This is a genomic window from Paraburkholderia sp. GAS199 (assembly GCF_050436585.1).
Taxonomy (GTDB): Bacteria; Pseudomonadota; Gammaproteobacteria; order Burkholderiales; family Burkholderiaceae; genus Paraburkholderia.
Window position 1 is genome coordinate 564974 of the sequence record NZ_JBNDMM010000004.1, and the last position, 20556, is coordinate 585529.

General features: G+C 63.1%; 19 protein-coding genes. 14 read left to right on the forward strand and 5 right to left on the reverse strand.

What is annotated here, in order from left to right; genetic code table 11:
* Positions 1–34 precede the first annotated feature (34 nt).
* The 11 genes from mltG (at position 35) to P3T18_RS19485 (ending at position 11524) form a co-directional block, all read left to right on the forward strand.
* Entirely contained in the window at positions 35–1045 is a 1011-nt protein-coding gene (mltG, locus tag P3T18_RS19435) for an endolytic transglycosylase MltG (RefSeq protein ID WP_429301565.1), read from the forward strand.
* On the forward strand, positions 1045–1665 hold the full coding sequence (gene tmk / locus P3T18_RS19440; protein WP_429301602.1) for a dTMP kinase: 621 nt from the start codon (positions 1045–1047) through the stop codon (positions 1663–1665). Before mltG ends, tmk begins: the two co-directional genes overlap by 1 nt.
* A 92-nt stretch (positions 1666–1757) precedes the next feature.
* A complete protein-coding gene (locus tag P3T18_RS19445) occupies positions 1758–2792 on the forward strand; it encodes a DNA polymerase III subunit delta' (RefSeq protein WP_429301566.1) in 1035 nt (344 codons plus the stop codon).
* Positions 2793–2898: 106 nt separating this feature from the next.
* Positions 2899–3417, forward strand: a complete 519-nt coding sequence (locus tag P3T18_RS19450) for an N-acetyltransferase family protein (RefSeq protein ID WP_429301567.1) — start codon at positions 2899–2901, stop codon at positions 3415–3417.
* Between the two features lie 73 nt (positions 3418–3490).
* Positions 3491–4282: a TatD family hydrolase gene (locus P3T18_RS19455; RefSeq protein ID WP_429301568.1), complete on the forward strand. Its 792-nt coding sequence runs from the start codon at positions 3491–3493 to the stop codon at positions 4280–4282.
* Between the two features lie 58 nt (positions 4283–4340).
* On the forward strand, positions 4341–5069 hold the full coding sequence (locus P3T18_RS19460) for an ankyrin repeat domain-containing protein (RefSeq protein ID WP_429301603.1): 729 nt from the start codon (positions 4341–4343) through the stop codon (positions 5067–5069).
* 250 nt (positions 5070–5319) lie between these two features.
* On the forward strand, positions 5320–5676 hold the full coding sequence (locus P3T18_RS19465; protein ID WP_429301569.1) for a Rap1a/Tai family immunity protein: 357 nt from the start codon (positions 5320–5322) through the stop codon (positions 5674–5676).
* A gap of 526 nt (positions 5677–6202) precedes the next feature.
* The gene (locus tag P3T18_RS19470) at positions 6203–7426 is read left to right on the forward strand and encodes a mechanosensitive ion channel family protein (protein WP_429301570.1); all 1224 of its coding nucleotides are present in this window, start codon (positions 6203–6205) and stop codon (positions 7424–7426) included.
* Positions 7427–7562: 136 nt separating this feature from the next.
* A complete protein-coding gene (gene otsA / locus P3T18_RS19475; RefSeq protein ID WP_429301571.1) occupies positions 7563–8975 on the forward strand; it encodes an alpha,alpha-trehalose-phosphate synthase (UDP-forming) in 1413 nt (470 codons plus the stop codon).
* Positions 8976–9024: 49 nt separating this feature from the next.
* On the forward strand, positions 9025–10191 hold the full coding sequence (locus tag P3T18_RS19480) for an AAA family ATPase (RefSeq protein ID WP_429301572.1): 1167 nt from the start codon (positions 9025–9027) through the stop codon (positions 10189–10191).
* A 262-nt stretch (positions 10192–10453) separates the two neighbouring features.
* Positions 10454–11524: a glycosyltransferase family 4 protein gene (locus P3T18_RS19485; RefSeq protein WP_429301573.1), complete on the forward strand. Its 1071-nt coding sequence runs from the start codon at positions 10454–10456 to the stop codon at positions 11522–11524.
* Positions 11525–11862: 338 nt separating this feature from the next.
* Here the strand turns inward: P3T18_RS19485 and P3T18_RS19490 are convergent, their stop codons facing one another.
* The 3 genes from P3T18_RS19490 to P3T18_RS19500 form a co-directional block, all read right to left on the reverse strand.
* Positions 11863–12450: a BPSL1445 family SYLF domain-containing lipoprotein gene (locus tag P3T18_RS19490; protein WP_429301574.1), complete on the reverse strand. Its 588-nt coding sequence runs from the start codon at positions 12448–12450 to the stop codon at positions 11863–11865.
* A 459-nt stretch (positions 12451–12909) separates the two neighbouring features.
* The gene (locus P3T18_RS19495; RefSeq protein WP_429301575.1) at positions 12910–13362 is read right to left on the reverse strand and encodes a hypothetical protein; all 453 of its coding nucleotides are present in this window, start codon (positions 13360–13362) and stop codon (positions 12910–12912) included.
* Positions 13363–13658: 296 nt separating this feature from the next.
* Positions 13659–13955, reverse strand: coding sequence for a PsiF family protein (locus P3T18_RS19500; RefSeq protein ID WP_429301604.1), 297 nt, complete (start codon positions 13953–13955; stop codon positions 13659–13661).
* A 534-nt stretch (positions 13956–14489) separates the two neighbouring features.
* Between P3T18_RS19500 and P3T18_RS19505 the strand changes: the two genes are divergently transcribed.
* Both P3T18_RS19505 and P3T18_RS19510 read left to right on the forward strand, forming a co-directional pair.
* Positions 14490–14786 carry a YciI-like protein gene (locus P3T18_RS19505; protein ID WP_429301576.1) on the forward strand — a complete coding sequence of 99 codons (297 nt, stop codon included), beginning with the start codon at positions 14490–14492 and terminating at the stop codon, positions 14784–14786.
* Between the two features lie 610 nt (positions 14787–15396).
* Positions 15397–16695: a transposase gene (locus P3T18_RS19510; protein ID WP_429301577.1), complete on the forward strand. Its 1299-nt coding sequence runs from the start codon at positions 15397–15399 to the stop codon at positions 16693–16695.
* Between the two features lie 114 nt (positions 16696–16809).
* Here P3T18_RS19510 and P3T18_RS19515 read toward each other — a convergent pair whose 3' ends face one another.
* Together P3T18_RS19515 and P3T18_RS19520 are read right to left on the reverse strand one after the other, a co-directional pair.
* Positions 16810–18372: a mannose-1-phosphate guanylyltransferase/mannose-6-phosphate isomerase gene (locus P3T18_RS19515; protein ID WP_429301578.1), complete on the reverse strand. Its 1563-nt coding sequence runs from the start codon at positions 18370–18372 to the stop codon at positions 16810–16812.
* A 185-nt stretch (positions 18373–18557) separates the two neighbouring features.
* The gene (locus tag P3T18_RS19520) at positions 18558–18824 is read right to left on the reverse strand and encodes a hypothetical protein (RefSeq protein ID WP_429301579.1); all 267 of its coding nucleotides are present in this window, start codon (positions 18822–18824) and stop codon (positions 18558–18560) included.
* Between the two features lie 198 nt (positions 18825–19022).
* On the opposite strand from P3T18_RS19520, the gene P3T18_RS19525 reads away from it, so the two are divergent.
* Positions 19023–20420, forward strand: coding sequence for an undecaprenyl-phosphate glucose phosphotransferase (locus tag P3T18_RS19525; RefSeq protein WP_429301580.1), 1398 nt, complete (start codon positions 19023–19025; stop codon positions 20418–20420).
* Positions 20421–20556: the final 136 nt, after the last annotated feature.

Below are 20556 nucleotides of genomic sequence, written 5' to 3' on the forward strand. Positions count from 1 at the left end.
GTATTATATGCAGTCCACCCCACGTACGTTCCGCATGTCCCTTTTGAGAAAATGTTTCGTCGCCGGCACGATCGTCGTCGTGCTGGCCGCAGCCGCAATCGCAGGCGGATATCACTGGGCCAACAGCCCGCTCGATCTGAACCCCGCGCAGCTCGACGTCACCGTCAAACCGCATAGCAGCCTGCGCAGCGTCACGCTGCAGCTCAATCGCGGCGGCGTGCCCGTGGAACCGGAGCTATTCGTCATCATGACGCGGCTGCTGGGTTTGCAGAGCGAGCTGAAATCGGGCAACTACGAGTTCAAGAGCGGCGTGACGCCGTACGAGGTGCTGCAGAAAATCGCGCGCGGCGACGTGAACGAGTACGTGGCAACCATCATCGAAGGCTGGACCTTCAAGCGCATGCGCGCCGAGCTCGACGCCAATCCCGCGCTCAAGCACGACACCGCCGGCATGAGCGACGCCGACCTGATGAACGCGATCAACGCGCCGGAAGCGTCGATCGGCAACGGCGAGGGGCTGTTCTTCCCCGATACGTATCTGTTCGACAAGAACACCAGCGACCTCGACATCTACCGCCGCGCCTACCGTCTGATGCGTTTGCGTCTGGACGAAGCGTGGACCGCGCGCGCGCCGAACCTGCCGTACAAGACGCCGTACGACGCGCTCACCATGGCCTCGATCATCGAAAAGGAAACCGGCAAGAAGTCCGACCGGCCGATGGTCGCCGCAGTGTTCGCCAACCGTCTGCGGGTGGGCATGCCGCTGCAAACCGATCCCACCGTGATCTACGGCATGGGCGACAGCTACGCGGGGCATATCCGCAAGAAAGACCTGCAGACCGACACTCCCTACAATACCTATACCCGGATGGGCTTGCCGCCTACGCCCATCTCGCTGCCGAGCGTCGCCTCCTTGCAGGCGGCCATGAATCCGGCACAAACCACCGCGCTGTACTTCGTGTCGCGCGGCGACGGCAGCAGCATTTTTTCTGACACACTCGGCGATCACAACAAGGCCGTGGACAAATACATTCGAGGTCAATGATGGCGCGGGGCAAATTCATTACGTTCGAGGGCATCGACGGTGCCGGCAAGACGACTCATCTCGCGTGGTTCCGCGAGCGCCTCGAACAGAAAGTGGCGCGCACCGGCCGTTCGGTGGTGATGACGCGCGAGCCGGGCGGCACCACGCTCGGCGAGCAGATTCGCGAGATCGTGCTGCATCAGAAAATGGACCTCGAAACCGAGGCGCTGCTCATGTTCGCGCTGCGCCGCCAGCATCTGGCCGAGATCATCGAACCGGCGCTCGCGCGCGGCGACTGGGTGCTGTCCGACCGCTTCACCGACGCGACTTTCGCCTATCAGGGCGGCGGCCGCGGCCTGCCGCGCGACAAGCTCGAAACGCTGGAGCGCTGGGTGCAAGGCGGCTTCCAGCCCGATCTGACGGTGCTGTTCGACCTCGCGCCCGAGATCGCCAGCGAACGGCGCAGCGCGGCGCGCGATCCGGATCGCTTCGAGAGCGAATCGGAGGCGTTTTTCAACCGCACGCGCGCCGAATATCTGCGGCGTGCCGAAGAGGCGCCGTACCGGTTCGCTATCATCGACTCGTCGCAAACCATTACGTCGATTCAGAAAAAACTTGAAGAACTCATCGCAGTTCTTTGATTTTAAAAGAATATAAGGTTGCGTCATATCGCGGCGAAGTTCGGGTGATGTCTTACGAGATGTTGCTAGTCAATTGAATTGAAAGAGAAAACATGATTTATCCGTGGCAAGCCGACGACTGGAGCCGCCTGCAGCAATTGCGCGGGCATTGGCCGCATGCGCTGCTGCTGCACGGGCAAGCGGGCATCGGCAAGTTGCGCTTCGCGCAGCATCTGGCGCAGGGGCTGCTGTGCGAATCGCAGAAGCCCAACGGCGAGCCGTGCGGCACCTGCGCGGCTTGCACCTGGTTTCTGCAAGGCAATCACCCCGACTACCGGATCGTGGTGCCGGAAGCGCTCGCCGCGGAAGCGGGTGTCGGCGGCGCGGCGGATGAAAAAGCCGACAAATCCGACGGCGACGAGGGCAAGAAAACGCGCGCGCCCAGCAAGGAAATCAAGATCGAGCAGATTCGCGGTCTGCTCGATTTCGTCGGCGTGGGCTCGCATCGGGGCGGCGCGCGGGTGGTCGTGCTGTATCCGGCCGAGGCGCTGAATATCGCCGCGGCCAACGCCTTGCTCAAGACGCTCGAAGAACCGCCGGCCGGTGTCGTGTTCCTGATGGTGTCGGCGCGCATCGACCGGCTGCTGCCCACCATCATCAGCCGCTGCCGCCAGTGGCCGATGAGCCTGCCGTCGCCGCAAGCGGCCACGGCCTGGCTCGCCGCGCAAGGCGTGGCCGACGCTCCCGCGTTGCTGGCGGAAGCCGGCGGCGCGCCACTCGCGGCCCTCGCGCTGGCGAGCGACGAAAACCGCGCGCTTCGCGACTGGACGCTCAAGCAACTGGCGGCCGGTCCGGGCTGCGACGCGTTCGCCTGCGGCGAGGCGCTGCAGAAGCTGCCGGTGCCGCTGGTGCTGGGCTGGCTGCAGCGCTGGATGTACGATCTGCTCGCGCAGCGCACCGCGGGTGCGCCGCGCTATTTCCCGCAGGCGTCGGCGGCACTCGTACGATGCGCGTCGCAGGCCGACGCCAGCGCGTTCGCCCGCTTCATGCGCACGGTGACGCGCCAGCGTGCCGTCGAAAACCATCCGCTGAATGCGCGCCTTGTGTTTGAAGAACTGTTTATCGGCTATCGCGAGTTGTTCGCTTAAGCCTTTGTCCTGCTTCTGAGTGGCATGGCGCCACGCCGGCTGCCCGAAGCTCAGGGCGGCCGTTTTCCCCGAGTTCCTGCCTCCCATTTTTTACGTTCGAACCGCCATGAGCCTTTCCTACCGCGATGCCACACTCGACGACCTGCCCGCGATCGTCGCCATCTATAACTCCACTGTGCCGTCGCGGCAAGTCACCGCGGACCTCGAACCGGTCAGCGTCGAAAGTCGTCTCGCCTGGTTTCACGCCCACGGTCCGCAAAAACGCCCGCTGTGGGTGGTGGAAGACGAAGATGCGCCCGGCCGCGTGATCGCGTGGCTGAGCTTTTCGGATTTTTACGGTCGCCCGGCCTATCTGCGCACGGCCGAAGTCAGCATCTATCTCGACGAAAGCGCGCGTGGCAAGGGCCTCGGCAAGCGCCTGCTGGCGGCGTCGCTGGAAGTCGCGCCGTCGCTCGGGATCGACACCGTGCTCGGATTCATCTTCGGCCACAATGATGCAAGCCTGCGCCTGTTCCGCGGCTTCGGCTTCGACACCTGGGGCTCGCTGCCGCGCGTCGCGGTGCTGGACGGCGTGGAGCGCGATCTGATCATCGTCGGCAAACGACTCGACGCCGCGGCGGCCTGATCTGCCTTTGTCCCGGCGTTTTGCCTGACCCGAGCCCCGACGGGCTCATCGGCCTCAACCTGCAGGATTCACCATGTTTGTCGACTCGCACTGCCATATCAACTTCGAAGGACTCGCCGACCGCCTGCCGCAGGTGCTCGAGAACATGCGCAGCCATTCGGTCACGCATGCGCTGTGCGTTTCGGTCGATCTGGAGACCCTGCCGTCGGTGCTGGACATCGCCAGCCGGCACGAGAACGTGTATGCGTCCGTCGGCGTGCATCCGGATCACGAGGACATGCGCGAGCCGAGCCTTGCCGAACTGGTCGAACTGGCCGCACACCCGAAAGTGGTGGCGATCGGCGAGACCGGACTCGACTACTACCGGCTGGAAGGCCGCTCGATTGCCGACATGGAATGGCAGCGCGAGCGTTTCCGCACCCACATTCGCGCCGCGCACGCGACGAAAAAGCCGCTGATCATCCACACGCGCTCGTCCTCGGAAGACACGCTGCGCATCATGGCCGAAGAGCGCGCGAGCGAGCCCGGCGGTGTGATGCATTGCTTCACAGAGCCGTGGGCAATCGCCGAGCAGGCGCTGGCGCAAAATTTTTACATTTCGCTGTCGGGCATCGTGACCTTCAAGAGCGCGGTGGACGTGCAGGACGTGGCGCGGCGCGTACCGCTCGACCGTCTGCTGATCGAGACCGACTCGCCGTACCTCGCGCCGGTGCCGTATCGCGGCAAGCCTAATGAACCTGCGTACGTAAGTTATGTCGGACGCTTCATCGCACAACAACGCGACATGCCGGATACGGCGCTGGCCGCCGCGACGACACAAAACTTTTTCCGGCTCTTCAAGATTCCTGCGCCCGCGAGCGTCTGAGTCGTAAAGTCGAGAAATATCAAAAGGATAGGGAAGTTTCCTAAAGCAAAATATGATGATGAATCCGATTTCGATTTTCTCCGCGACGTCTGCCGTGCAAACCACGGCTGGCGCGGCACGCCGCCGTGTTTCGCGGGTCGCGATGAATGCCGCGCTGGTGTGCGCCGCGTTCGCTTCGCTCTTCGCCAGCACGGCGCAGGCCGCGCCGATCGATTCGCTGATCAAGTCCGTCAAGTTCGACGACGTCGACGGCGTCAACAAACTGCTCGCCAAGGGCATGGACCCGAATAGCGTCGACAATCAGGGCTATCCGCTGCTGGTGATCGCGGCGCGCGAGAAGTCCGACAAAGTGGGCGCGGCCCTCGTCGCGAATCCGAAGACCAACATCGAAATCCAGGACAAAGCCGGCGAAAACGCCATGATGATGGCGGCGCTGAACGGCGACCTCGACTTCGTCAACCTGCTGATCGCCAAGGATGCCGAGGTCAACAAGCACGGCTGGGCGCCGCTGCACTACGCCGCCGCAAACGGTCACGACGACGTGGTGAAAGTGCTGCTCGACCATTCGGCCTATGTCGACGCGGGCTCGCCGAACGGCACGACGCCGCTGATGATGGCCGCGCGCGGCGGTCATGTGTCGACGGTCAAGCTGCTGCTGGACAACGGCGCGGATCTGACCGTCAAGAACCAGATCGGCATGACCGCGCTCGACTTCGCCAAGACGTACAAGGAGCCGGACGTGGTGGAAGGCCTGACGGCGCGTCTGCAGCAGATGCCGCAGAAGTGACGCAGAAGTGAAGTATTCGCGAAGCAAGCCGACGAGCCGGTGGCCACCGGCTCGCGGCTGTTTCGCTCCGGGCGCAGGCGGCCATCGGCATAGATGGCGGGGCGCCCTGAAATTTGCCTGAAGATAGCGTACGCCGGCACGACTGCCGGTTCGCAAAACAGTGCAGAATGACGATATTGGCGCGCCGTGTTGGCGTGCCGCCCGGACGCGGCGCAAGACCGCCCGATAAACGACCCTGGAAAGGAACACCATGCTGCGGGCTTTGATTTTCGCCAGCGCGCTTGCCGCACCGCTTTCGGCATTCGCGTTTACGGGAGGCGACCTCAACAAGCTGTGCACGAAAACCGATGTAGCTTCGCGCAGCGCCTGCGCGGCCTATATCGAAGGCGCCGCCGACGGCATCTTCAACACGATCGACGCGATCGGCGGCACCACTGGGCCGCGCGTCGGCCAGTATTTCTGCTTGCCGCAAGACGCGCGTTCGGCGCAGCTCACCGACGCGGTGCGCAAGTACATCGCGGAAAATCCGATCGTCGCGGGCTATAACGCGAGTACGGCGATCTCGCTGGGTCTGGGCAAGGCCTTTCCCTGCAAGAGCGGTAACTAGTCCCGCGCGCGGGTTCAGCGGGTCCGGTTGCCGGACCCGTCGCGGGCTCGCCATTGACGAATCGATGCGTCGGTCCGTCGTGCCTTGTTTTGCGGCCGTGGCGTGCCGGCAGGTTTGTGCGTGAGCGGGCGCATCGAGCGTCAACGGACGTGTCACGCAATGCGCCGCTCGAGGCGCTTATAGTCCGCTTATTGTCCGCCTATAGTCTGCTTATGCGTCGCTCAGGTAGCGCTCAGGTAGCGCCCACGTAGCGCTCAAGCAGCATTCCGGCAGAGTTTGAGTGCCGCGTGAACATCGTCCCGCCCGAGCCAGTAACCGCGTGACATACCGGCGCATCGGGACACTGTGCTGGTTTCCTGTCGAGGCCGGCCGCAGCGTCCGACGCGGCTTCGAGCCTTCATCGGCCAGCCCCAATTGCATCTCCGAAGGCGCCGCAGTGCGCCGCCCGCGCTTCACGTCGCGGGTTTCAGCTTCGGCGTTCTGTTCGCCGCTTCGTTCACCCGCCAGCCACGAGGAAACGTCTTCCATGCCAACTCTCGACGAACTCAGCCGGATTGCCGAAGCGCCGCTGCATAGCTGGCTGGGCGCGCTCGCGGTCTCGGCCATCGCCGTGCTGCTCGCCATGGGCGTCCATCGCGTCGGCGCGCGAATCGTGACGCGTATCGCGCGTCCTTATCCGCTCACCAGCGTCGTCTTGCGCTACATCGACAAGCCCTCGCTGTTCGTGCTCGTGATCCTCGCGCTGGAAGCGATCGGCTGGGAAGCGCCGGACACGCTCAACTTCATCGGACCGCTGCGCGACGCGGCGGCAATCGCGCTGATCGGCGGCATCACGTGGCTTTCGGTGCGCTCGGCGGCGGCCATCGGCGAGGCGATCGTGCAGGCGCATCCGCTCGACACCGCCGACAATCTGCACGCCCGCCGCATCCACACCCAGGCGCGCGTGCTGGCGCGCACGGTGATGCTGGTGATCGTGATCGTCGGCGTGGGCGGCGCCTTGATGACCTTCCCGAATGTCCGGCAGATCGGCGCGAGCCTGCTGGCGTCGGCGGGTGTGGCCGGTCTGGTCGCGGGTATCGCGGCGCGACCGGTGCTCGGCAATCTGATCGCCGGTTTGCAGATCGCGCTCTCGCAACCCATCCGCCTCGACGACGTGGTCGTCATCCAGGGCGAGTGGGGGCGTATCGAGGAAATCACCGGCACCTACGTGTCGGTGCGTCTGTGGGACCAGCGGCGGCTGATCGTGCCGCTGCAATGGTTCATCGAAAATCCGTTTTCGAACTGGACCCGCAGCAGTTCGCAGATCATCGGCACCGTGTTTCTTTACGTCGACTACCGCATGCCGCTCGCGCCCTTGCGCGAAGAACTGGCGCGTATCGTCGAGAGCGCGCCGGAATGGGATCGGCGCGTGCAGGTGCTGCAAGTCACCGACGGCACCGAGCGCTCGATGCAGCTGCGCGCGCTGGTCAGCTCGCTCGATTCGGGCCTGAACTGGGACTTGCGTTGCCGCGTGCGCGAAGGACTGCTCGACTTCATCCAGCAGAATTATCCGCAGTACCTGCCGCGCGCACGCGCCGAGGTGTCGGCGGAACTCGAAAACGTCAAGGGCGAGCCGCTCGCCTGGGTGCCGCGCGGCGATCAGACGCCGGCCGGCAGCACGGCCGCGCACACCGAGGCCGACCCGGTGGCGAGCCGCGTCGGACGTCCGCAAGCCCGCGAGAGCGCCCGCAAAGTCACCGAGAACGCGTAGCGAGCGGGCAGAATCGGCGTGCAGATCGGTGCAACTGATCGGGCACCAAAGCGGTCGAACAGTCCACGTGAACGGAAAACTGGCGCGGGTCCCGCTTTGACGCGGCCCGCGCCGCGCAACCTGGAGGACATGAAACATGGGCCGATTGATCGTCGTGTCGAATCGCGTCGCAACGCCGACGGAGACCAAAGGGTCGGCGGGCGGACTCGCGGTGGGCGTGTTCGGCGCGCTCAAGGATGCGGGCGGCGTCTGGTTCGGCTGGAGCGGCGACGTGGTGAGCGAAACCGTCGCCAATGCCGGGCCGACGCTGGAGCAGGACGGCGCGGTCACCTTCGCGACCGTGGGCCTGACGCGCAAGGATTACGACCAGTACTACCGCGGATTTTCGAATGCCACGCTATGGCCGGTGTTCCACTATCGCAACGACCTCGCGCGCTACGAGCGCGAAGAATATGCCGGCTACCGGCGCGTGAACGCGTGGCTCGCGCACAAGCTCATCAAGCTGCTCGAACCCGACGACGTGATCTGGATTCACGACTACCACCTCATCCCGTTCGCCGAAGCGTTGCGCAACGAAGGCATCACGAACCGGATCGGGTTCTTCCTGCACATTCCGTTTCCCGCGCCGCAGATTCTGCTCAACATTCCGCCGCACGAAGAGCTGGTCAAGTCGCTGTCGTGCTACGACCTGCTCGGTTTTCAGACCGCCACCGACGAAGAAGCATTTAAAGACTACGTGGTGCGCCATGCGCGCGGCACGGTCAGCGCGGACGGGCAAGTGGAAGCGTTCGGCCGCAAGCTGCGCACGGGTGTCTACCGGATCGGCGTGTTCCCCGACGAAATCGCCGAGCAGGCCAAGCGCTACGAGAGCCGTCAGCATGTGCTCGACCTGAAGCAGAGCCTGGAAGGCCGCAAGCTCATCATGAGCGTCGACCGGCTGGACTATTCGAAGGGGCTGGTCGAACGGTTTCGGGCCTTCGAGCAACTGCTGGAGCGCTCGCCGGAATGGCGCGGCAATGTCACGCTGGTGCAGATTGCGCCGCCCACGCGCTCGGACGTCGCCACCTACCAGAAGATCCGCCAGGATCTCGAATACGAAGCGGGGCGTATCAACGGCCGCTACTCGGGTCTCGACTACACGCCGATCCGTTATCTGAACCAGCAATACGACCGGTGGAAGCTGATGTCGCTGTTTCGCGAATCGCAGATCGGCTTCGTCACGCCGCTGCACGACGGCATGAACCTGGTCGCCAAAGAATACGTGGCCGCGCAGAATCCCGACGATCCCGGCGTGCTCGTGCTGTCCATGTTCGCGGGCGCGGCGGCCGAGTTGACCGGCGCGCTGCTGGTCAATCCGCACGACGCTATCGGCATGTGCGAAGCCTTGCAGCGCGCCTTGCAGATGCCGCTCGACGCGCGCCAGCGGCGTCACGAGATCAATATGGCGGCCTTGCGCAAGAACGATCTGGGCGTGTGGCGCGACACGTTCCTGCGCGATCTGCGCAGCGTGCCGGTGCAGAAGCCGGGCAAGGGCGGCGGGCATCGGTAATGGCGGTTCTGAATACCAGCAAGTGGGGCGTTCGCGAGCGGAGGCCGTCATGCTGAGCACGCTCGCCATTGCGGGGTATCGCTCCTTGCGCGATCTGATCGTGCCGCTCGGCAGGCTGAACGTGATCACCGGCGCCAATGGCAGTGGCAAGTCGAGCGTCTATCGCGCGTTGCGGTTGCTGGCCGAAACCGCGCGCGGCGGCGTGATCGTCTCGCTGGCGCGCGAGGGTGGCTTGCAGTCCACCTTGTGGGCCGGTCCCGAGCGTTTTTCGCGTGCGGTGCTGGAGGGCGAGCATCCAGTCCAACCGTTGCGTCGCAAAGAGCCGGTGAGCTTGCGGCTCGGTTTTTCGGGCGAGCAATTCGGCTACGCGATCGACCTCGGTCTGCCGCCGCTCGATCGCGTGACGCGCTTTCCGCTCGATCCCACCATCAAGCGCGAAAGCATCTGGAGCGGCCCGGTTTTGCGGCCCTCGGCCTTGCTGGTGGAACGTCACGGCGCCGCGCTGCGCACGCGCGACGAGCACGGCGAGTGGCAGACCATCGCCCAGTCGGTCGCGAGTTTCGACAGCATGATGACGGAGTTTTCCGACCCGCGAACCGCGCCGGAGATGATCACCGTGCGCGAGCAGATCCGCTCGTGGCGCTTTTACGACCACTTCCGCACGGACGCCGACGCCGCGGCGCGTCTGCCGCAGATCGGCACGCACACGCCGGTTTTGTCGAACGACGGCGCGGACCTCGCCGCCGCGTTGCAGACCATCCGCGAAATCGGCGATCCGGCCGCGCTCGACGCTGCCATCGACGACGCCTTTCCCGGTTCGAGCATCGACATCGCTACCCAGGACGGCCGCTTCGAAGTGACGATGCAGCAGCACGGCCTGCTGCGCCCACTCAAGGGCGCCGAACTCTCGGACGGCACCTTGCGTTATCTCCTGCTGGTGGCCGCCTTGCTCACGCCGCGTCCGCCCGCGCTGCTCGTGCTCAACGAACCGGAAACCAGTCTGCATCCCGATCTGCTGCCGCCGCTCGGCCGTCTGATCGCGCGCGCGGCGGCGCATTCGCAGGTGCTCGTGGTGTCGCACGCGGCGCGTCTGATCGCCGCACTGGAGCGCGAGCCGGACAGCCAGTCGATCGTGCTGGAAAAACATTTCGGCGCCACGCGCATTGCCGACGCCGACGAGCGCGATCTGCCGGCGTGGAAATGGCCGGCCAGGTAGCGCCGCGCGTTCATGCGGCGAACGGCACACCGCTGTATGTAAGCTGAATGTAACAGCTCGCATGAATTGCAAGGCCGGGGGATTTTGCCGGCAGGCTGATGAATAATGAGTTTTGACGACCGCCATCGGTGGCGCACGAACGGCGCACTGGCGCGTGTGTCCGGGTGGCGCGCGCGTTGCTGGAAGAGGGTGGCACTGTCATACTCAGCGCCGCTGACGTGCACCGCCGCAGGCGCAAGCCGTCAGTCAACGGAGACACAATATGAAGATTGCGCAGATCGCCCCTTTGACCGAATCGGTGCCGCCGAAGCTGTATGGCGGGACGGAGCGCGTCGTTTCGTATATCACCGAGGCGCTGGTGGACCTGGGTCACGACGTGACGCTGTTCGCGAGCGGCGACTCGGTCACGAGTGCGAAGCTCGAGGCGGTGTGGCCGCGCGCGCTGCGGCTGGACCCCGGGATCCGCGATCGCGTCGCGCCTCATATGCTGCTGATGGAACTCGTGCGGCGCCGCGCCGAAGAATTCGACGTCCTGCACTTTCACCTCGACTATTACTCGTTCTCGGTCTTCAAACGTCAGGACACGCCGTTCGTCACGACCATGCACGGCCGGCTCGATTTGCCCGAGCAGCAGCCTGTCTTCGACACGTTCAACACGGCGCCGGTCATTTCCATTTCGAACTCGCAACGTCATCCGTTGCCGCAGGCCAGATGGCTGACCACCGTTTATCACGGGCTGCCGGAAAATCTCTACACGCCGCAACCGGTCCAGCAGACCTACCTCGCGTTTCTCGGCCGCATATCGCCGGAAAAACGCGTCGATACGGCCATTCGGATTGCCGAGCGTTGCGGCATGACGATCCGCATCGCCGCGAAGGTCGATGCCGCCGACCGCGAGTATTTCGAGCGCGATATCCGTCCGTTGCTGGATTTGCCGCATGTGGAGTTCATCGGCGAAATCGCGGATCATCAGAAGGCCGAATTTTTATCGGGCGCGCATGCGCTGCTGTTTCCGATCGACTGGCCGGAGCCGTTCGGTCTGGTGATGATCGAGGCGATGGCTTGCGGTACGCCGGTGGTCGCGTTCAATCGCGGATCGGTGCCCGAAGTGCTGGAAGATGGGGTGACGGGCTATATCGTGGAAGACGAAATCGGTGCGGTGGCTGCGGTGAACCGGCTGCACAAGATGTCGCGCGCGGCCGTGCGGCGACGCTTCGAGGAGCGCTTCACGTCGCACCGCATGGCGCAGCAATACGTGGACGCGTATCAGTCGGTGATTCGTGCGCAGAAGCGCTCGCGCTTCAAGGTCATCGACACGTCGACGGGCGGCTGAAGCCTTGCAGGGCGTGATATTTGAACGCTGGTGATTGTTGCTGAAGGTTGCAAGCGCAGGACGAATGCAGCGTTAAAAAAGAACGGCGATGTGCGTTGCGCATCGCCGTTTTTTATGGCCCGGGCGTCGTGCCGACGCGCCGCGCGGACACTGCCGCAAGTGCGGCAGCCATCGGAAAGCCCAAAACAACACCCCGACGAAAGCCCGACAATCCCGCAGGCGTGGCTGGAGCCCAGTGAACATGCAAAAACCGCCTCTGGACCGCTACGCCCACCGGGCGGAACCCGGCGGACCAGCAGCGGCCCACGATGCAAAGACCCCGCGAATGCGGCGCGGCGTCAGATCTTCAGACGCGAGACCTTGGTGCCTTGCAGCGACACGTCGGCCATCAGACCGGCGTTGGTCAGCACGAACACTTCGACCGGCGCCGTAGCCGTGGTCGTGTCGATAGCGCCGTTCGCGCCCATCTTCACGAGTGCCACGGAAGCGTCGCCGCCTGCCGCCCAGCCGTCTGAATTGCGGAATTTGTCCAGCGCGTCCTGCGTCATGAACAGGAAGATGATGGCCTTCGACTGCGCGCCGGCCTGCAGGCCGAACGAGCCGGAGATGGTGCTGTAATAGCCGACGGTGCCGCCGCCCACACGCAGCGAACCTTCGCCGTACTGACCACCGACGATGAAGCCTGCCTGCAGCACCGACGGGAAGACCAGCACGCCACGCGCCTTCGAAACCAGTTCGCGCGAGCCCTTCACGGTGGTGTACAGCCGGGACATGGTGCCGTCGACGCTGGCGTCGATCGACTGACGCTTGGAGGAGTCAGTGGAGGCGTTGTCGTGGTTGCTGCCATTGGTGGTACAACCGGCGAGTGCAAGGCCTCCGAAAGCGAGCGCAGCGGTGGTTTTCAACATGAAGTTTCGTCTTTGCATCGTTTTTCTCCATCATGGTTCCTGGGCGCAACCTCAGGTGGTGTTGACGGGCTGCCATTAAGTTATATCACACGCAAGCGTAAAACGCGCCTTCCTCGTGATTCTCGAAAAGCCTTGTGCGGCGGGGGTTTGCGCGAATTCGTAAGGGATCACCCTGTAATTTTGACCGAGGTCATGAAGGGGTTTGAAACGCGCGCGGATAGCGCATTCGCGCGGGATTTTGCGAAGCCGCCCGCGACCCTGCCGGGCGTCGCGCATGCAGGGTTAATAACGGTCCGACGCGCCGTTTTTACCGATTATGGAGCGTCACAACGCGTCCGAAAACTGGCCTGAAAGTGTTGCCGGAATGCCGCAACCGGGCCTTGCGAGCGGCGCTGCGTCATGTGTTCCGTGGTGTTCCGTGCCGGAGCGGCCTGCCGCACCTCGCGCGTCGGGATGCGCCGCAACGCTCGCGCGCGGTCAGCCATGGTTCACCGGACTCTTGACCGGCGGCGGCGGCCGCCGCAACACGCGCCGTATCACGCCGATCAACGCGCCGATCAGAAACAGCGTGACGGCCGGCACGATCCAGTAGCCGACGAATGCGTGCCAGAGATAAGCCATGAGCGTGGAGCGCCGGATACTGTATTCGTTGCGGGCGTCCTGCTGGCGCGGCGCATTGGCGGCCAGCACGTCGGCCGGACAGCCGGCGGCTTGCGCCTCGTCCGGCTTGCCGTGGCAGCGCGCGGGCGCGCCGGCGGCGCGCTGGGCGTCGGTGAAGTTCCAGGTGGTCAGCGCGCGATCCAGGTCGACGGCGTTATAGGCCATCTCTTCGCGGATTTCGTTGACCGCCACGATCGCCACGGGCACCGCCCAGAAAACGATGACGACCAGCCACCGCCTCAACCAGCGGTTTTTATGCTTCGATACCATCCTTGCCTCCGATGGATGCTCTGCAGCACCAACGACAAGATGGCGGCCCGTCTAATGTTGTATATGGGGGTGGGCCGTCTCCGCAGCCATCATAGAAGAAAAACGGCGCGCTCGGGCGCTCTGCGAAGCAGCAAGGCGGGGGAGAAGGACAGAAGCCGCGCCGTGAGCCGGCGCGGCTGTATTCGAGGCAGGTATGTCGAAGCGTGGCCGGGGCGCGCTCGCACGGCCAGGCGCCTCGCTCTGCGAGTCGTCACGCGGCGGTGGACTTGATGGAGTCAGCCGCCGCTCTCAGCCGCTCAGTTAGCCGGCGCGGACGAGAGGCAGGACTTCATGAACGCCTTGCGGTCGTCGCCTTTCTTGCCGGTGGCTTGCGTGTTGCACGCCTTCATTTTGTCCTGCTGGCTCATCGGCGCGGCGGCCGCCGGCTTGGCGGAGAGGCAGGTTTTCATGAAGGCTTTGCGGTCGTCGCCTTTCTTGTCGCCCGCCTGCTTGTTGCAGTCGGTCATTTTGCTTTGCTGGCTGTTCTGTGCGAACGCCGGCGAAACGAGGACAGCACCCAGCACCAGCGTAGCGATAGCGGATTGGATTTTCATGTGACACTCCGGTGGATAAAACGTTTTTTGATCGTTCATGCGCGTGGGCGTCGAAGGCATCCAGGGCCCCTCGGCATAACCATTATGGCAAATGCTGTCTGCGAGAACGGACAAAGAGACGATCCGGTTGACAGCCGCCTGCGCTCGTTTTCCCTGGCTCGGGTGATGAAACGCCGGGGCACGTCGAAGGCCTCGATCACGGCGTTCGAGCGCTTCCGATATCCAAAATCCTGTTTGAATCGCGTTGAATAATGTTATGCAATCCAGATTAATTGCCGAGTGAAATGGGTGCGAATTGGGCCGAATCAAAATCGACTGGAACGAGTGGAAATGAAGCATGAAATCCGCATAGACCGGGATTCAAATTCAATCAAAAATCGGCATAAAATTCCAGCACTCGCTGTGCCAGTAATATTGACCATGCATCGCGCTTGCACGGCCGTGTCATCGGCCTTATTCGAATCGCACGGCAAAGCAGGCGAGTAACGGAAGGTCGCTCGCATGTCGCCATTTTCCAACGTTAGGAGATTCACCATGCATTACCTGCTGATCTACGACCTGGTGCCCGACTATCTCGAACGACGCGGGCAGTATCGCGACGCGCATCTGAAGCTGGCGTGGGCCGCAGCCGATCGTGGCGAGCTGCAACTCGGCGGAGCGCTGGCGGACCCGGTGGACACCGCCGTATTGCTGTTCAAGGCAGACTCGCCCGCCGTGGCTGAAACCTTCGCGAAAGCCGACCCGTATGTGTTATCCGGCCTCGTGGCGCGCTGGCAAGTGCGCGAGTGGTCGACCGTGGCGGGCGAGGGCGCGTCGAATCCGGTGCGCTGAAAACGTCGCGTGCACGCGTTTGAAACAGCGCGGGCCGCTGCCATGAACACGTGTGCGGGAAGTGCGAATCGCGTAGGCGATCGAGGCGTTCGCATCCTTCCCGGCACGGCGCAAACCCCGTGCGAGTCGCTGTTACGCAACACGTCGCGCTTGTGTCTGACACGAACTTTCGACACGCGAAATTCGTGCGAAATGCATGGAATTGCATTTCGATTCAAACGGGAAATTCATATTGAATATTTACGGCCGATCACCGGCCGATTTGCCGCTCTATAACGGTTTTCGACACGCGATTCACCATCGCTTCCGTTACGGCAATAAGTGATTCGATGCAGCGAAAAGCACAAGTTTGTTTCCATCCGTAACACTTGTCTCAACGATATTCACGCAAACCCTGGTGATGGTATGCTTCGTGCACAAATTCTCCCATGCACGAGTGAGACCACGTTCTGTGCTTCGCAATAGGGACAAACCGCACTAAGCCAGTGCGATATTGGCCACCCAATAGAACGTACACAACATTTTTGTGCAACCGCGGGCTGCACACGGATCGACAATGAATCCGTGGCGGTCCAAAGCCGCGGCCGGGCCAGGCTGCGTGGAGAACCCAATGTTTTACGATGAGCTAAGCAATGACGAATGGGCGCTGCTGGAAGCGCTTGTCTCCGACGAGCCGGCCGTCCGTCTGAACCGACGCGGCCGGCCCCGCGCTGAACCGCGCATCGTGGCGAATGCCGTCCTGTGGATCATGACAACCGGAGAGCCCTGGTCGAAGTTGCCGGGCCGCTATCCGTCGGGTCCCACATGCCGGCGCCGTTTTGAAGAATGGCAGTTGAACGGCACGCTTCTCGACATGGTTCGGCTGTTATCCGGCACGGGGCGTACCTTCGCCTACGTGCCGCAACCGGCACCGCCCGTCGCGGCGAAACCCGCAGCACCTGTCACGCAAACGCCCGGCGTTCGCGAGGAGCCGTTGCGCGGTGTCTCCTGGAAGAGTCCCGAGTCGTGGCAGGCGCCCGACGCGCCGGGCCGTGCCGGCGCGTGGCGCTCGGCCGATCCGATCGCGGACATCACGCGTCAGCTGTCCGGTCTCGCCAACATACCGCCGCCGGTGTCCCGCACGCCCGCGTCGCGTCCCGTCATGCGCACGGAAATGCGCGCAGAGATGCTGGACATGACCGAGGCAGGCGCGGTCGGCGCGGCGATGCACGGACTCGACTCCGCCATTCATGCCGCTCGCGATTCGCAGCATCAAGCGCACATGCAGGCGCGTTACCGGCCGCTCGATCAGTATGGCAACGCGCGGCACAACGAGCCGCGCCACGACCCCTATGTCCAGCCGGACGACCCGCTCGCGCAATTGCCCGCCACGCTCGCGCCGCGCGGCACACAGATCGCCGACCAGTACGGCTATGTGATCTACGTCGCCGCCGAGCAAGTGCCTAACGCGATGTATCGCGCGTGGGCGGAAATCATGAAAGACGGCAAGCGCGTCGAGCGTTCCGGTCTGGTGGGTCCGCGTTTCGGGCAGGCCGCCGAAGCGGAGCAGTACGCGCTCGATTGGGCGCGGCAGTGGATCGATCGCGAGTGCCGCACGGAAGAAGCCGCGGCCGGCATGCAAACGCGCGCCGCAAGCGATCATCAGGCCGCCGTACCGGTGGCGCGTCCGTTGCCGGCCATGCGTCACGTGCCGGAGCCTGTCGCGGCGAGTCACGGTCACCATAGTCACGGCGGTCCGGCTCATGGCCCGCTCAATGCGTTTCGCGGACCGCTGCGCCGTTATCCTGGCGAGCCTGCCGCGGCTGGTGGTGCGTCATCGTCTGAAAGCAATGCATCGGGTAGTACATCGGGCAATGCGTCTGACCGTTATCCGTCGTCGTTTCCAGAACTCATCTCCCATGCGGGGTGAGCAGCGGCGCACAGGATCGGAGTGAGAATCCAGCGTCGATCGCAGTACCCCGCGGCCGTCAGGAGCAACAGCCGCAGGTTCCCGCTTCATTCGTCGTGAATTACCACTAATGTCTCATTGACGGCCATACGTGTCGTCGAAGCGCACGATATCGTCCTCGCCGAGATACGAGCCCGACTGCACCTCGATCATTTCGAGCGGCATCTTGCCCGGGTTCTCGAGACGATGCGTGACGCCGAGCGGAATATAGGCCGATTCGTTTTCGGACACGATAAAACGCTCTTCACCACGCGTGACGAGTGCCGTGCCGCGCACCACGATCCAGTGTTCGGCGCGGTGATGATGCATTTGCAGCGAGAGACGCGCGCCCGGTTTGACCACGATGCGTTTCACCTGAAAACGCTCGCCCGTGTCGACCGAATCGTAATTGCCCCACGGACGATGCACCTTGCGATGGTTGGCCGCTTCGAGGCCGCCATCGTTGCGGATACGTCCCACGATCTTCTTCACGTCCTGCACGCGCGATTTGTCGGCCACCAGAATCGCGTCTGCCGTTTCCACCACGACGAGATCCTGCGTACCCACGCAGGCAATCAGGCGTCCTTCCGAATGAGCGAAGGTCGAGGCCGCGCCTTCGAACATCACGCGGCCGCGGCCGACGTTGTCGTCGCTGTCTTTCTCGGAGATGTCCCAGATCGCGTCCCACGAACCGACGTCCGACCAGCCCGCGTTGAGCGGCACCACGACGCCCGACGCCGCGCTCTGATCGTTGCCGAGCTGTTCCATCACGGCGTAGTCGATCGAGTTCGACGGCGATGCGGCAAATGCTTCGCGTTGCAGACGGAAGAAGTCGCCGTCCGCCTTGCCGCCCGCGATGGCTGCTTCGCACGCCGCGAGAATGGCCGGCTGGAAGTGACGGATCGCCTTGAGCCACGTGGACGCGCGCATGATGAAAATGCCGCTGTTCCACCAGTACTCCTGCGATTCGATGTAGCGCTGGGCGAGTTCGAGGTGCGGCTTCTCGACGAAGCGGTCGAGCTTGTGCGCGGCGATGGCAGGCGCGTCCGACAAGGCGTCCGGAATCTCGTCAGGTGTCCCAGGCGTGATATCGAGCGCTGCACCGATGCGAATATAGCCATAACCCGTTTCGGCACGCGTCGGCACGATGCCCATCGTGACGATGTGATTGGCGGCGGCGTGGCGCACGCCTGCGGCCACCGCGGCGTGAAAGCCGTCGATGTCGGTGACGGCGTGATCGGCGGGCATCACCGCCATGATGCCGTCTTCGTTGTCGGCGGCAATCGACAACGCCGCCACCGTGAGCGCGGGTGCCGTATCGCGGCCGACCGGTTCGAGAATCAGACGGCTCTGCTTGCCGCTCGTGCGCAGTTGCTCGGCGGTCGTGAAGCGATGTTCTTCGTTCGCCACCACCACGAGCTGCTCGGCGAGCGGATAGCCGGCTTCGAGCGTATCGAGCCGGCGCGTGGTGGACTGCAGCAGCGAATCGTCACCGAGCAGTCCGATCAACTGCTTCGGATACTGCTCGCGCGACATCGGCCACAGTCGCGTACCGGAGCCTCCCGCCAGAATCACGGGATGAACCTTGAGCTTGACGTTCAGGGGCTTAGCTTGCGTAGACCGGGTGTCGGCGGGCGTTGCCGTAACCGGAGCTGTCATGGTGAACTCCTCGAGGCTGGGGTGAATGCGTCGAGTTTTATCACGAACTCCGGAATCAATAAAAGCGCGTTAAATAGAATCGAATATAAAACCGTGAATAAAAATTAAACGATTAGATGAAGAAAAAATGTCCGGTGAATTTATAAAAAAGAAAAATTACCCGAAAAAAATCGCGAGCTATTTTTTTACGCGAACCGGTGTCGCACAATGGAGACGGAAACGAGGTCGTAAGCATCGTAGGCAAACGCGAAGAAACGGCTGGCGTCCAGCGCATCAAGGGCGGAAAAGCTATGCTCAAACGCTGAATCAGGTAAGAATTGCCGAATAAAAGTGAGAAAAAATTCCGAAATTCTGACCGATACAATTTGAGATATTTTGCTGTCTTGCAGCGCGAATTTTAATATCGCTTTATCTATACCTGTACAAGGGTATTCACTCATTCCGACAAACATTTCCAACTCGGCCGTTCAGGCTTTTTTCAGAGTGGGAAATGACAGCGCAATTAGCACCGGTTCAAACAGTTTCGCGTCGTGCAGCAGTTCGGCAAGACGCGGATACCGGCGTTGTGCGCGGCATCGGTTAATGACGCACGTGAATGTTTTCAAACAAACGGATGGATGGCACTTGACTGACGAACTGAGGTGCAGCGCATGCTGAGCGTTCTATCGAGAATCATCGACATCGCCATGGTCGCGCTCGGCGCGGCTATCGCCACGGCTGTGCACAGCGGGAAACTGGTGTGGCTGGACGACATCCAGAGCGTCTCGCTCGCGTTCGACTGCCTGCTGGTGGTGGTGTTCTTCCCGGCTCTCGGCATCTATCAGTCGTGGCGCGGCAAGCCGCTCTACGACCTGCTGTGCCGCGTCGCCGGCGGCTGGGTGATGGTGGAGGTCACCGGCATCCTGATCAGCTTCAGCCTGCACCGCTCGGACAGTCTGTCGCGCCTCTGGCTGCTGTACTGGGCGGTCGCCACCATCGTGCTGCTGATCGTCACCAAGGTGATCGTGTATTCGATTCTGCGCGGACTGCGTCGCGAGGGTTTCAATCAGCGCGCGGTGGCGATCGTCGGCGGGGCGCCGTATGGACGCTTCCTGATCGAGCAGATGCGCAGCCGTCCGGAAGCCGGCTTCACGCCGATCGTGGTGTTCGATCAGGACGGCACCATCAACCACTACGAAGACCCCGACGCGGGCGCGGCGATCGACGGCGTGCCGGTCGAGCGCGACTACGCGCGCATGCTGCAAATGCTGCGTCAACGCGCGATCCGCGAACTCTGGCTCGCCTTGCCGATCTCGAAGGAACGCGAGATTCATCGCTTCGTGATGGACCTGCGCAACGACTTCGTGAATATCCGTTTCATTCCCGACGTGCGCAGCCTGACGCTCTTCAATCAGCCGATGGTCGATCTGCTCGGCGTGCCGGCCATCAACCTGGCCGCTTCGCCGATCACCGATCTGCGCGTCCTGCCCAAGCGTGTATTCGACCGGCTGTTCGCGCTCGGCGCGCTGACCGCGCTCGCGCCGGTGATGCTGGTCATCGCCGCCGCGGTGAAGATCAACTCGCCGGGTCCCGTGTTCTTCCGCCAGAAGCGCAAGGGCATCGACGGCAACCAGTTCGAGATCTACAAGTTCCGCTCGATGAAGATGCACAAGGAAGAGCACGGCAAGATCACCCAGGCCACGCGCCGCGATCCGCGCATCACGGCGGTGGGCGCATTCCTGCGGCGCACCAGTCTCGACGAGCTGCCGCAGTTCATCAACGTGCTGCGCGGCGAGATGTCGGTGGTCGGTCCGCGCCCGCACGCACTCGAACACGACGACATCTACAAGGATCTGGTGAAGGGCTACATGCACCGTTACCGGATCAAGCCGGGCATCACCGGCTGGGCGCAGATCAACGGTTATCGCGGCGAAACCGATCGCATCGAAAAGATGATGGGCCGCGTGAAACTCGATCTGTACTACATGCAGCACTGGACCTTCTGGCTCGACATCAAGATCGTCGTGCTGACGCTGTGGAAGGGCTTCGTGGGCAGCAACGCCTACTGAGCACCGCTCGCGCAAAGCAAGGCAGTACCCGCGTGACGCTGTTTTCCGAATCAACCATTTTCCGAGGTGTAATACATGAACCTGACGATCATCGGTAGTGGCTACGTAGGCCTCGTGACGGGCGCCTGTCTGGCCG